Source organism: Janthinobacterium sp. CG3 (genome assembly GCF_000344615.1).
Taxonomy (GTDB): Bacteria; Pseudomonadota; Gammaproteobacteria; order Burkholderiales; family Burkholderiaceae_D; genus Janthinobacterium.
This window is the reverse complement of sequence record NZ_KB467824.1, coordinates 1,993,218-2,005,547: the sequence shown is the minus strand read 5'-3', so window position 1 is coordinate 2,005,547 and position 12,330 is coordinate 1,993,218. Positions and strand designations below refer to the sequence as shown.

Annotated in this window: 14 protein-coding genes; all 14 read left to right on the top strand. The window is 64.8% G+C overall.

Features of this window, described 5'->3' with window-relative positions:
• Positions 1–41: 41 nt before the first annotated feature.
• The 14 genes from JANGC3_RS0108670 (at position 42) to JANGC3_RS0108605 (ending at position 12,312) form a co-directional block, all read left to right on the top strand.
• Positions 42–599 carry an NADPH-dependent FMN reductase gene (locus tag JANGC3_RS0108670; protein ID WP_017876093.1) on the top strand — a complete coding sequence of 186 codons (558 nt, stop codon included), beginning with the start codon at positions 42–44 and terminating at the stop codon, positions 597–599.
• A 181-nt stretch (positions 600–780) separates the two neighbouring features.
• The gene (locus JANGC3_RS0108665) at positions 781–2,217 is read left to right on the top strand and encodes a cytochrome ubiquinol oxidase subunit I (RefSeq protein ID WP_017876092.1); all 1,437 of its coding nucleotides are present in this window, start codon (positions 781–783) and stop codon (positions 2,215–2,217) included.
• A complete protein-coding gene (gene cydB, locus JANGC3_RS0108660; protein WP_017876091.1) occupies positions 2,218–3,225 on the top strand; it encodes a cytochrome d ubiquinol oxidase subunit II in 1,008 nt (335 codons plus the stop codon).
• Positions 3,225–3,353 carry a DUF2474 family protein gene (locus JANGC3_RS31400; RefSeq protein WP_017876090.1) on the top strand — a complete coding sequence of 43 codons (129 nt, stop codon included), beginning with the start codon at positions 3,225–3,227 and terminating at the stop codon, positions 3,351–3,353. Before cydB ends, JANGC3_RS31400 begins: the two co-directional genes overlap by 1 nt.
• 205 nt (positions 3,354–3,558) lie before the next feature.
• The gene (locus JANGC3_RS0108650; RefSeq protein WP_198292008.1) at positions 3,559–4,953 is read left to right on the top strand and encodes a hypothetical protein; all 1,395 of its coding nucleotides are present in this window, start codon (positions 3,559–3,561) and stop codon (positions 4,951–4,953) included.
• A gap of 110 nt (positions 4,954–5,063) precedes the next feature.
• On the top strand, positions 5,064–5,459 hold the full coding sequence (locus JANGC3_RS30735) for a hypothetical protein (RefSeq protein WP_017876088.1): 396 nt from the start codon (positions 5,064–5,066) through the stop codon (positions 5,457–5,459).
• 113 nt (positions 5,460–5,572) lie between these two features.
• Positions 5,573–5,878 carry a hypothetical protein gene (locus JANGC3_RS30730; protein WP_157406533.1) on the top strand — a complete coding sequence of 102 codons (306 nt, stop codon included), beginning with the start codon at positions 5,573–5,575 and terminating at the stop codon, positions 5,876–5,878.
• A gap of 2 nt (positions 5,879–5,880) precedes the next feature.
• Positions 5,881–7,239, top strand: coding sequence for a TolC family protein (locus tag JANGC3_RS0108635; RefSeq protein ID WP_026132739.1), 1,359 nt, complete (start codon positions 5,881–5,883; stop codon positions 7,237–7,239).
• 2 nt (positions 7,240–7,241) lie between these two features.
• Entirely contained in the window at positions 7,242–8,642 is a 1,401-nt protein-coding gene (locus tag JANGC3_RS0108630) for a multicopper oxidase family protein (protein ID WP_026132738.1), read from the top strand.
• A 20-nt stretch (positions 8,643–8,662) separates the two neighbouring features.
• Positions 8,663–9,163 (top strand): cupredoxin domain-containing protein, encoded by a 501-nt coding sequence (locus JANGC3_RS0108625; protein WP_017876084.1) that lies wholly within the window; start codon positions 8,663–8,665, stop codon positions 9,161–9,163.
• Complete coding sequence (locus tag JANGC3_RS0108620) at positions 9,160–9,480, top strand: copper-binding protein (RefSeq protein WP_017876083.1); 321 nt, start codon at positions 9,160–9,162, stop codon at positions 9,478–9,480. The genes JANGC3_RS0108625 and JANGC3_RS0108620 overlap by 4 nt, the downstream gene beginning before the upstream one ends.
• Positions 9,481–9,549: 69 nt before the next feature.
• The gene (locus JANGC3_RS0108615; protein ID WP_232429679.1) at positions 9,550–10,320 is read left to right on the top strand and encodes a transporter; all 771 of its coding nucleotides are present in this window, start codon (positions 9,550–9,552) and stop codon (positions 10,318–10,320) included.
• A gap of 155 nt (positions 10,321–10,475) precedes the next feature.
• Positions 10,476–10,961, top strand: a complete 486-nt coding sequence (locus tag JANGC3_RS0108610) for a hypothetical protein (RefSeq protein ID WP_017876081.1) — start codon at positions 10,476–10,478, stop codon at positions 10,959–10,961.
• A 52-nt stretch (positions 10,962–11,013) separates the two neighbouring features.
• Positions 11,014–12,312 (top strand): NAD(P)/FAD-dependent oxidoreductase, encoded by a 1,299-nt coding sequence (locus tag JANGC3_RS0108605; RefSeq protein WP_026132736.1) that lies wholly within the window; start codon positions 11,014–11,016, stop codon positions 12,310–12,312.
• The last annotated feature ends 18 nt before the right edge of the window (positions 12,313–12,330 follow it).

Below are 12,330 nucleotides of genomic sequence, written 5' to 3'. Positions count from 1 at the left end.
GCGGCACGCCTTGTTTTTCTATACTCATTTTCGGGGATTTCATGAGCCAATTTAATATTGCCGTCGTCGTCGGCAGCCTTCGCCAGGATTCGTTCAACCGCAAGATGGCGGGCGCCATCGCCAAGCTGGCGCCGGCGCATTTTTCGTTCACGCAGGTCGAGATCGGCGATTTGCCCTTGTACAACCAAGACCACGACGGCGCGCCGTCCGAGCAGGTCAAGCGGCTGAAGTCGCAGATCGCCGGCGCCCAGGGCTTGCTGTTCGTCACGCCCGAATACAACCGCTCGATTCCCGGCGTGCTGAAAAACGCCATCGACCACGCGTCGCGTCCGTACGGGCAGAGCGTCTGGGCCGGCAAACCGGCCGGCGTGCTGGGCGTGTCGGTCGGCGCCGCCGGCACCGCGCTGGCGCAGCAGCACTTGCGCAACATCCTCGGCTACCTGGACGTGCCGACGCTGGGCCAGCCGGAAGCCTTCATCCAGGCCAAGGAAGGCTTGTTCGACGAGGCCGGCAACATCGGCCCGGCCAGCCTGGCGTTTCTGCAGGGCTGGATGACGCTGTACGTCGGCTGGGTCGAGAAGCACGCCGTGCCGGCCTGATCGGCATCGGTCCATCCCGGGGAAGCCGCTGAAAAGCGGCTTCTTGCATTGGCGCCCGCACGTCGGTCGAGTTCGCCGCGCAAACTGATCCGGTTTTTTCTCCCGTTTCTGAGTCTGGTATGTCTTTCCGCCTAGCTCTACAGTGGGGGCCTTCAAGTACACACTTCGCCGGGAACGTATTATGTTTGGTCTCACCGCGCTCGAACTGGCCCGTATCCAATTCGGCTTCACGATTTCGTTCCACATCGTTTTCCCCGCCATCACCATCGGGCTGGCCAGTTACCTGGCGGTGCTGGAGGCAAGCTGGCTGCGCACGCGCCAGCAGGTCTACCGCGACCTGTACCATTTCTGGTCGAAAATCTTCGCCGTCAACTTCGGCATGGGCGTCGTCTCCGGCCTGGTGATGGCCTACCAGTTCGGCACCAACTGGAGCCAATTTTCACAGTTCGCCGGCAGCATCACCGGCCCCTTGCTGACCTACGAAGTGCTGACCGCCTTCTTTCTCGAAGCCGGCTTCCTGGGCGTGATGCTGTTCGGCTGGAACAAGGTCGGCCCGGCGCTGCACATGATGTCGACGGCGATGGTGGCGCTGGGCACGCTGATTTCGGCCACCTGGATCATCGCCTCGAACAGCTGGATGCACACGCCGCAGGGCCACGCGGTGGTGGACGGTCGCGTCATTCCGGTCGACTGGTTGGCGGTGATCTTCAACCCGTCCTTCCCCTACCGCCTGCTGCACATGAGCGTGGCCGCCTTCCTGGCGACGGCGCTGCTGGTGGTGGCCTCGGCCGCCTGGCATTTGCTGCGCGGCACCGACAACCCGGCCATCCGCAAGATGATGGCGATGGGCCTGTGGCTGGTGCTGATCGTCGCGCCGATCCAGGCCGTCATCGGTGACTTCCACGGCCTGAACACCTTGCAATACCAGCCGGCCAAGATCGCCGCGATGGAAGGGCACTGGCACAACGAGGCCGAGGGCGGCACGCCGTTGATCCTGTTCGGCTGGCCCGACATGGAGCGCGAGGAAACCCGCTTCAAGATCGAGGTGCCGCGCCTGGGCGGCCTGATCCTGGCGCACGACTGGGACGGTAAAGTGCCGGCGCTGAAGGACTTCGCGCCGCGCGACCGCCCCAACGCCACCGTCGTGTTCTGGACCTTCCGCGTGATGGTCGGCCTGGGCGTGCTGATGATCGCGCTCGGCGCCTGGGGCGCGTGGCTGTGGCGCAGCGGCAAGCTGTGGCGCGCGCGCCTGTTCCTGCGCTGCGCCTTGCTGATGGGGCCGGCGGGCGTCGTCGCCATGCTGGCCGGCTGGTTCACCACCGAGATCGGGCGCCAGCCGTGGACCATTTACGGCCTGCTGCGCACGGAAGACGCGGTGTCGGCGCACGGCCCCACCGAGCTGGGCGTGACGCTGGCGCTGTTCGTGCTGATCTACTGCGCGGTGTTCGGCACCGGCATCGGCTACCTGTTCCGTCTGATCCGGGTGGGGCCGAGGCCCGACGAGGGCGGGCGCGTGGACGAGGGCGGCCCCGGCCACGAACGCACGCCGGCGCGGCCGCTGTCGGCGTCGAGCGACAGCAACACCGGCGACCCCAGCCAACAAGAAGGAGTGAGCTAAATGGGTATCGATCTGGCATTAATCTGGGCGCTCATCATCCTGTTCAGCATCATGATGTACGTGGTGATGGACGGCTTCGACCTGGGCATCGGCATCCTGTACCCGTTTTTCGCCGACAAGGACGAGCGCGACGTGATGATGAACACCGTCGCCCCCGTGTGGGACGGCAACGAAACCTGGCTGGTGCTGGGCGGCGCCGGCCTGATGGCGGCCTTCCCGCAAGCCTACGCGGTGGTGCTGAGCGCCTTCTACCTGCCGCTGATCTTCATGCTGATGGGCCTGATCTTCCGCGGCATGGCCTTTGAATTCCGCTTCAAGGCGCGCGAGCACGAGCGCCACTTCTGGGACAAGGCGTTCATTGGCGGTTCGGTCGCGGCGACGTTTTTCCAGGGCGTCACGCTGGGCGCCTACATCCAGGGCGTACCGGTGGCCGGGCGGGTGTACGCGGGCGGACCGCTGGACTGGATTTCGCCGTTCTCGATCTTCACCGGCGCCGGGCTGCTGGTCGCCTACGCCTTGCTCGGCAGCACCTGGCTGATTATGAAGACCGACGGCGACTTGCAGCGGCGCGCCTACGCCATCACGCGCAAACTGGTGTGGCTATTGCTGGCGGTGATCGCGGCGATCAGCCTGTGGACGCCGCTGCAGGACGCCGCCATCGCCCGCCGCTGGTTCAGCCTGCCCAATCTGTACTGGTTCGCGCCGGTGCCGCTGCTGGTGCTGGCCAGCGCCTGGCTGCTGCACCGCTCGCTGCGGCTGCGGCAACAGGCGCTGCCGTTCATCTACACGCTGGCGCTGGTGTTCCTAGGCTACAGCGGGCTGGGCATCAGCCTGTGGCCGCACATCATCCCGCCGTCGGTGACGATCTGGCAGGCCGCGTCGCCGCCGCAAAGCCTCGGCTTCACGCTGGTCGGCGCGCTGCTGATCATCCCGATGATCCTGGTCTACACCGGCTGGGCGTACTATGTCTTCCGCGGCAAGGTCAGCCACGGCGAGGGCTACCACTGATGCGGCGCAGCCCGTGGTGGAAACGGCTGGGCTGGCTGATCGTCATCTGGTCGGCCAGCGTGGCGGCGCTGGCGCTGGCCGCGTGGCTGATGCGCCTGCTCATGCGCGGGGCGGGGCTGAGCAATTAGACGAATAGGGTGTGTCCAATACGGGTGGTTCCGAGCGCTTGTTCGGCCTTGCTGGTATCGTCCTTCCTTGCGCCAGTTCCGCACTTGCCATGAGTCTGGGTTCAGTATCGGTGATCGCAAACGCTTTGCGACTACGCAACGCCAAGTAAGGAATGGATGCGGCACCTGGCCGTGAACAAGACGACAGCATGGAAAGGTAAAAACATTGGATACGCCACATTCTCAACTCAACGGCGGGGCGCCTGTCAATGCGCGGGCTTTGCAGCCCGCGGAGACGCTCAACAGCAGTTGTTTTTGCAGCAGCCTGGATAAGGACGCGCTTCGGCTGGCGCTGTCGGATGACCTCGACTCCCCGGAGCTGTACGAGTTGGTCGAATCTCGATGCCCGTTTTTGTTTTCGTCACGCCCGATATTCGTGTCGGATAGTCAGAGCGCGCGCATCGCCGGGGTCGTTGAAGCGATTGAGTCCGTCATTGCCATGCCGGCCTATCGCGCAAAGGTGCTGGCAGGTGCGCCTGCAATCGCCCGGCACGACCCCGGCGGCGCCAAGGGTGTGTTCTACGGATACGACTTCCATTTGCGCGGCGACGTGTTGGCACTCATTGAGATCAACACCAACGCCGGCGGGGCGATGTTGAACGCCATGATGGCAAAGGCACATCTGTCTTGCTGCCTTAGCGCCCCGGCGCTTGCGGCGGCAATCGCCACAGGCGCCACGCTTGAGGAAAGCATATTCACGATGTTTGAGGCGGAGTGGGGCGCCTCCGCGCGCCAGCGTCCGCTTCGCAGCATCGCCATCGTAGACGAGGCTCCCGAGCAACAGTATCTCTATCCCGAATTCATTCTGTTTCAGCGCCTGTTCGAGCGCCACGGTGTGCGTGCCGTCATCGCAGCGCCCTCGGAGCTGAGCTTCCACGGCGGCGTGCTGCGCCACGGAGAGCTGGAAATTGACTTGGTCTACAACCGGCTCACCGACTTCATGTTGGAATCGTCCGCTTGTGCGTCGCTTCGCGCCGCTTACCTCGACCGCGCGGTCGTGCTGACACCTCATCCGCAGGCGCATGCGCTATGCGCCAACAAGCGAAATTTGGTGTTGCTCTCCGATGAGCTTCAACTGGCGGAGCTGGGCGTGCCCGGCGGCGTGCGAAAAATTTTGCTGGAGAACATCCCGCACACGGAACTGGTCGATGCCGCGAATGCGCAGCGTCTATGGGCGAATCGCCGGCGGCTCTTCTTTAAGCCGCTGGCCGGCTATGGCGGCAAAGCCGCGTACAGGGGCGAGAAGTTGACGAAGCGTGTGTGGGAGGACATTCTTGCCGGCGATTATATTGCGCAACTGCTCGTCCCGCCAGGCGAGCGTGTCAATGGCACCCAAGCCAATCCCGAGCCACTCAAGTTCGACTTGCGCAGCTATGTTTATGACGGCCGGGTGCAATGGACGGCCGCCCGGGTATATCAGGGCCAGACCACGAATTTCCGAACGCCGGGCGGTGGATTCGCGCCGGTCTATAGTTTGGACGACGGGAGCGCGGCCGCTGAAATTGCGTCCATGTCGCTGGATGCGAGCTGCCTGGCTGCCTGCGGCGGCGCTTGTTCGTGATAGCGTAGGCTGATACCCTTGCGCCTGCTTCTTGTTCAGCGCAAGTAGCCCTTGACCTTACCCCGGTGGTAAGGTTTACAGTGTGCTTGTTTACTTCATACTCCATTTCGATGAACCGCATCCTGGTCAGATTAATGCTCTGGTGTTTGCTCGCCGCGCTGCCCTTGCAAGGGTTTGCCGCCGCGCTCAGGATCTGTGGCGACCATGCGGCACCGAAAACGGTGCAGACGCACGAAGCCGGGCACGACCATCACAACGCCGGGTACGACCATCACGAAGCGACCGCGCAACACGCGCACGCCGACACGCCGGTCCAGGATTGCCTCGACGATTCCAGTTGTAGCGCCTGCGCGGCCTGCTGCGTTGGCGCCTGCGCGCCGCCATCCTGGCCGAGCCTGCCAACAATTCCCCACGGTTCCGCAGCGGTCGCACTGACGCCCGCGCCGCTGGTCTCGGGCTACATCCCCGGCGGCCTGGAACGCCCCCCTCGGCACAGCCACGCCTGAACGCCTGTAGCGCTGCCGCGATAATCTGCCATCGCGCCGGACGCATCGTCTCAATCGCATTCGAGGATTTACCAATGAAATCAATACACTGTCTCGCGCTGTTGGCGTGGGCCTTGCTGCCGCTCGCCGTTTTTGCCGAGCCGGCCAGCGAGCCCGCCGACGCGCTCGCTCCGGTGCCCGCCACGCGCTACGATTCGGTATTTGCGCAGTATCGGCCCGCCACCGAACAGAAAGACTCGCCGGACAAGGTTTGGCGCGCCGTCAACAAGGAAGTCGAGGGCGGCGGCATGGCGCATATGGACCACGCCGCGGCTCCGGCCGCCACACCGGGCAAGGCCGAGTCGAAGCCGGCACCGGCAGCCGCCGACCCGCACGCGGGCCACGACATGCATATGCAACACCAGCAGAAGGGGAAATGAGCATGCCGACTATCCACACAAGATGCCTGACGCCGATGGCGCTGGCTCTGGCGGCGTTGCTACTGAGCGGATGCGCCAGCTTTTCCAAGGACGGCGGGCTCGACTCGATCTCGGCCATGACGCGGGAGCGCACCGGCCAGGCGCTGCCGCGAGCCGGCGCCGACAACGCGCCCGAACTGGCGGCGCTGCTGGCCCAGCCGCTTAGCGCCGAGGCCGCCGTGCGCGTGGCGCTGATGAACAACCGCGGCCTGAAAGTGGCGTTGGCCGAGCTCGGCGCGTCCGAGGCCGACTTGGTGCAGGCCGGGCGCATGCGCAATCCCGGCCTGTCGTTCGGCCGCATGCACGGCGGCGGCGAGAGCGAAATCGAGCGCGGCATAATGTTCGACCTGGTCGGCTTGCTGACCTTGCCGGTGCGCAGCGGCATCGAGCGCGGCCGTTTCGAGCAGGCCAAGTTGCAGGCGGCGTCGCAGGCGGTGAAACTGGCCGCCGATACCCGCCGCGCCTGGTTCAACGCGGTCGCGGCGCAGCAGACGGCCAGTTATATGGAGCAGGCCGCCGGCGCGGCCGAGGCCGGCGCCGAGCTGGCCGCGCGGATGCGGCGGGCCGGCAATTGGAGCAAGCTCGACCAGGCGCGCGAGCAAGTGTTCTACGCCGACGCGACGGCGCAGTTCGCGCGCGCCAGGCATGCCGCCACGGCCGCGCGCGAGCAACTGACGCGCCTGCTCGGCCTGTGGGGCGGCCAGGCCGCGTTCACGTTGCCCGAGCGCTTGCCGGACTTGCCCACGGCGCCCGACGACATGGCCGACATCGAGTCGCTGGCGATGCAGCGCCGCCTCGATATTCAAATGAGCAAGCACGACGCGGCGGCCAGCGCCCGCGCGCTGGGGCTGACCCGGGCCACCGGCTTTGTCAATGTGCTCGACGCCGGCTACATCAACAAGAGCGCCAGCGGCAAGCCGCGCGAAAACGGCTATGAAATCGCGCTGGAGCTGCCGCTGTTCGACTGGGGCGGGGCGCGCACGGCGAAGGCCGAGGCGCTCTACATGCAGGCCGTGCACCGCAGCGCCGACAGCGCCGTGCGGGCGCGCTCGGAGGTGCGCGAGGCGTATTCGGCCTACCGCGTCGCCTACGACCTGGCGCGCCACCAGCGCGACGAGGTGGTGCCGCTGCGCAAGAAGATCTCGGACGAGGTGCTGTTGCGCTACAACGGCATGCTGGCCAGCGTGTTCGAGCTACTGTCCGACGCGCGCGAGCAAATCGGCAGCGTCAACACGGCGATTGAAACCCAGCGCGACTTTTGGATCGCGCAAACCGAGTTGCAGTCGGCCATCAACGGCGCCGGCGCGGCCGCAAAGGAATAAGCATGAGCACACGTAGAGACTTCTTTAAAAACGCCGGCGTGCTGGCGATGGGCGCGGCCGCCGTCAGCCGCGTCGGCGCGGCGTCGTTGCCGGAAGCCGCCAGCATGGCCGACGCCGCCACCCAGGCGCCGCCGCTGCCGCCGAGCGGCCGGCCCTTTCACCCGGTCGTCACGCTGAACGGTTGGTCGCTGCCCTGGCGTATGAACAACAACGTCAAGGAGTTCCACCTCGTCGCCGAGCCGGTGGTGCGCGAGCTGGCGCCCGGCATGAAGGCCAATCTGTGGGGCTACAACGGCCAATCGCCCGGTCCGACCATCGAAGTGGTGGAGGGCGACCGCGTGCGCATTTTCGTCACCAACCGCTTGCCCGAGCACACCAGCGTGCATTGGCACGGCCAGCGCTTGCCCAACGGTATGGACGGCGTCACCGGCCTGACCCAGCCGGGCATTGCGCCGGGCAAGACCTTCGTCTACGAATTCGTCGCGCGCCGCCCCGGTACCTTCATGTACCATCCGCACGCCGACGAAATGACGCAGATGGCGATGGGCATGATGGGTTTTTGGGTGACCCATCCGAAGGACCCGAATTTCATGAAGGTGGACCGCGATTACGTGTTCCTGCTGAGCAACTACGATATCGATCCCGGCAGCTACACGCCGAAAATCAACACGATGACGGACTTCAACCTGTTCACCTTCAACAGCCGGGTTTTCCCGGGCATCGACCCGATGGTCGCGCGCCTGGGCGACAAGGTGCGCATCCGTTTCGGCAACCTGACGATGACCAACCATCCGATCCACCTGCACGGCCACGAATTCATGGTCACCGGTACCGATGGCGGCTGGACCCGGCCGGAGTCGCGCTGGCCGGAGGTGACCACCGACGTCGCCGTCGGCCAGATGCGGGCGATCGAATTCGAGGCCACCGAGCCGGGCGACTGGGCTTTCCATTGCCACAAGTCGCACCACACGATGAACGCGATGGGCCACGACGTACCGACGATGATCGGGGTAGACCATCGCGGCATGGCCGAGAAGATCAACAAGCTGGTGCCCGATTACATGGTCATGGGCGAGCGCGGCATGGCCGATATGGACGAGATGGAGATGCCGCTGCCGGACAATACGCTGCCTATGATGGGCGGCAAGGGGCCGTTCGGCGGCGTCGGCATGGGTGGCATGTTCACCGTCGTCAAGGTGCGCAGGGAGCAAAAGCCGGGCGACTACCGCGACCCCGGCTGGTACCGGCACCCGGCCGGCACGCTCGCCTATGAATGGACCGGTGCCTTGCCCGCGCCTGTGCGCAGTGGCAAGGCCGGCGGCAAGTTGATGGCGCCGGCGGCCACGTCGCCGGACGTGGAAATGACGGTACGCAAGCCTTCCGGCCATGCCGGACACAATTGAACAAGACGAGGAAATACCCCATGAAACAGCTTAATCTGAGCAACATCGTTCTCGCGGCGGTTTGCGCCGCCGCCGCCGCGCCGGCCGTGCTGGCCCACGAGGGCGCCGCGCACAAGGAGGCGACGACGATTTCGCCCGACGAGCACGATTTCGGCAGGCAGGGCGACCCCGCCAAGGTGACGCGCGAGATCAAGATCGACATGAGCGACGCGATGCGCTTCACGCCGTCGAACTTGACGGTACGCCAGGGTGAAACAATACGCTTTGTCGTCAGCAACAAGGGCGGGGCGCTGCATGAAATGGTGCTCGGCTCAATGGCGCAGCTCAAGGCGCACGGCGCGATGATGCGCGAGCATCCGGGCATGGAACATGACGATCCCTATATGGCCCACGTCAAACCGGGCGGGCAGCAGCAGATGGTCTGGCAATTTACCAAGGCGGGCGAGTTCAACTTCGCTTGCCTGGCGCCCGGGCATTTTGAGGCCGGCATGATTGGCAAGATCAAGGTGAGCGCAAAATGATGAAAACCATGATGCGGCAATTGGTATTGGGCGCCGCGCTGGCGTTCGGCGTCGCGGCCGCGGCCGCTAACACGCCCGCAGCCGAAGCGGCAACGCCGCGCAGCGAAGGCGAAGTGCGCAAGGTCGACAAGGAGGCCGGCAAGATGACGATACGACACGGCGAGCTGAAGAACCTGGGCATGCCGCCGATGACGATGGTGTTCCGGGCCGCCGACCCGGGCATGCTGGAGCGCGTCAAGCCCGGCGACAAGGTCAGCTTCGTTGCCCAGAAAGTCGATGGCGCCATCACCGTCACCGACATTGAGGTCGCGCGCTAGCTTTGGTTTGTCGCAACTACTGCGAAGTGGTAGCCTGTCGGTGGCGAGTGCGCCGTAAACGGAGATGCCATGAGCACAGTGAAATTGTTGGCAATGTTGGCGCTGGCGGCGCTGGCCACGCCATCGCAGGCGCAAGCCCAGGACGAGGGCGGCGTCAGCCCCTACCGGCCCTCGGTGTCGAGTCCGGCGCAGTTGCCGCGGCCCGGACAGTTAGAGCTTGAGCTGGGCGGCTTGAGCCAACGGGGCGACGGCGCGCGGCGCAACAGCATTCCCTACACGCTCAAGCTGGCCTTCAGCGAGCAGTGGGGCATATTGCTGGGCGGGGAGGCGCAGGTGTCGTCGCGCGATGCGGCGGGCCAGCGGGCGTACGGCCTCGGCGACACCGCGCTGGTGCTGAAGCGCGCCTTCCTTGTCGACGACGCCACCGCCTTCGGCCTCGAGCTGGGCGCCAAGGCGGCCACGGCGAAGTCGTCCATCGGCAGCGGCGAAAACGATTACACCCTGAACGGCATTTTCAGCAAGGACGCCGCCGTCGTGCACATGGACCTGAACTTGAACCTGACGGCCTTGGGCGACCATGAAGCGGGCGCGGGCCGCGTGCAGAACGGCGAATCGGCTTCGTTTTCGACTGCGTTAGACGACAAATGGGGCGCAACCGCCGAGCTGGCCCGTACCCAGCGACGCGGCGAGGGGCACACCGCGCAACTGTTGCTGGCCACCTTCTATAGCCCGAGCAAGTCGTTGGTCTTCGATGCCGGCCTTGCGCGCGGCTTGAGCCCGGCGTCGCCGCGTTGGTCGCTATTCGGAGGTGTGGTGTTTCCCCTGGCGCGGCTGTGGTGAGATTGGCAGCGAAGACGCCTATGTGCCTTACCGAACAGAAGGGTTGCGCGTGGGATAGTAGAATTGCGTCTAGGCAGTCAAGGGCAACCGCCCCAGCCACCCAGTCTTGCCGCGATGTTTGGCGCAGGACGTTTTTACTAGATGAAAGAGCCATCATGAAAACCCTTCTTTTTGCCGCGAGCCTGCTGGTGATGTCGTCCGCCGCCATGGCGACCGACGTTGGTGTATCGATCAATATCGGTCAGCCGAACTTCTATGGCCGCATCGACATTGGCCAGATTGCGCCGCCGCCGGTGATTTACGCCCAGCCGCTGATCATCGAGCGCCCGGTGCGGTATGTCGAGCGCGCGCCGATTTATCTGCGCGTACCGCCTGGCCATGCCAAGAAGTGGTCGAAGCACTGCCGCGCGTATAATGCTTGCGGCCAGCAAGTTTATTTCGTGCAGGATGGCTGGTATAACAATGAATACGCGCCACGCTATCGTCAAGAGCACGGCGATAACGGCGGACGCGGCGAACGTGGCTACAACGATCGTGACGACCGTGGCGACCGTGGTGACAAGCACGACAAGCGCGATAAGCACGATAAGCACGACAAGGGTCATGGCAACGGCAACGGCCATGGCAGGGGTCACGACTAAGCGAGGCCGGGTGCCAACCACGCCGGTCTGAACACACCATAGCGGAGGTTGTTTGCATAGCAAAATCGTAATCGTAGGTGGCGGGGCGGGCGGTCTGGAGCTGGCTTGCAAGTTGGGGCGCAAGCTCGGTCCCAGCCAGGTGATGCTGGTCGACAGCCGCCTGTACCATATTTGGAAGCCTTCCCTGCACGAGGTTGCCGCCGGCACCCTCGACATTCATCAAGAGGGGCTGTCATACCAGATGCTGGCCCACGATAACGGCTTTACCTACGTCTACGGCGCCTTGACGGCGCTGGACGCCGGCGCGAGCACGCTGGCCGTCGGCGCCATCGCCACCGAGGCGAACGAAGAGGTCATGCCGGCGCGCAGCATTGGCTATGAATCGCTGGTGCTGGCCGTCGGCAGTACGTCGAATTACTTCGGCGTGCCGGGCGCCCAAGAACACACCATTTCGCTCAACGCGACCGAAGACGCCGAACGCTTCCGCTTGAAATTGCTGAAACTGCTGGCCATGGCCGAGTTGCGCAAGGAAACCGAGGCCGATGCCAGCGTCGATATCGTCATCATCGGCGGCGGCGCCACCGGCGTCGAGCTGGCCGCCGAATTGCGCGAGGCCAGCAGTGTCTACGCCAGCTACGGTTTCCGCCGCCTGCATGCCGTCAAGGATGTCCGCATTACACTGTTGGAAGGGGCGCCGCGCATCTTGGCGCCGCTGCCGGAGCGCGTCTCGGCGGCGGCCGTGAAACTGCTCAACGAGCGCGGCATCACCGTCGCGACCGACACGCGCGTGACGGCCATCGACGCCGGCAAGGTCAGCGTCGCAGGTGGCACCGAATACCGCGCCAACATTTGCGTGTGGGCAGCCGGTATCAAGGCGCCGGATTTTTTAAGCGGCCTCGGCCTGCCGACCAATCGCGCCGGCCAGATCGAAGTCAATGGCATGCTCAGCGTCAATGGATTTCCGAATATTTACGCGCTGGGCGATTGCGCCGCCTGCGTCGGCGCCGAGGGCAAGCTGGTGCCGCCGCGCGCCCAGGCCGCCCACCAGCAGGCCGATTATCTGCTCGAAACGTTCTTGCGCCAGAAGGCCGGCAAGCCGGCTCAGGCAAAGCCGTATGTTTACCACGATTACGGTTCGCTGGTGTCGTTTGGACACAGCACCTCGGTTGGTACGTTGATGGGTTCCTTGAAGGGCCTGAGCTGGTTCGTCGAGGGTTTTTTCGCCCGCATGATGTACGTCAGCCTGCACCTGCTGCACCACCAGGCGGTGCTGGGTACGGTGCGCACCGGCGTGCTGGCGGTGGCGCGCTTCTTAATCAAGCGCACCACGCCGCTGGTCAAGCTGCATTAGCGCGATTTTCGTGGGTCG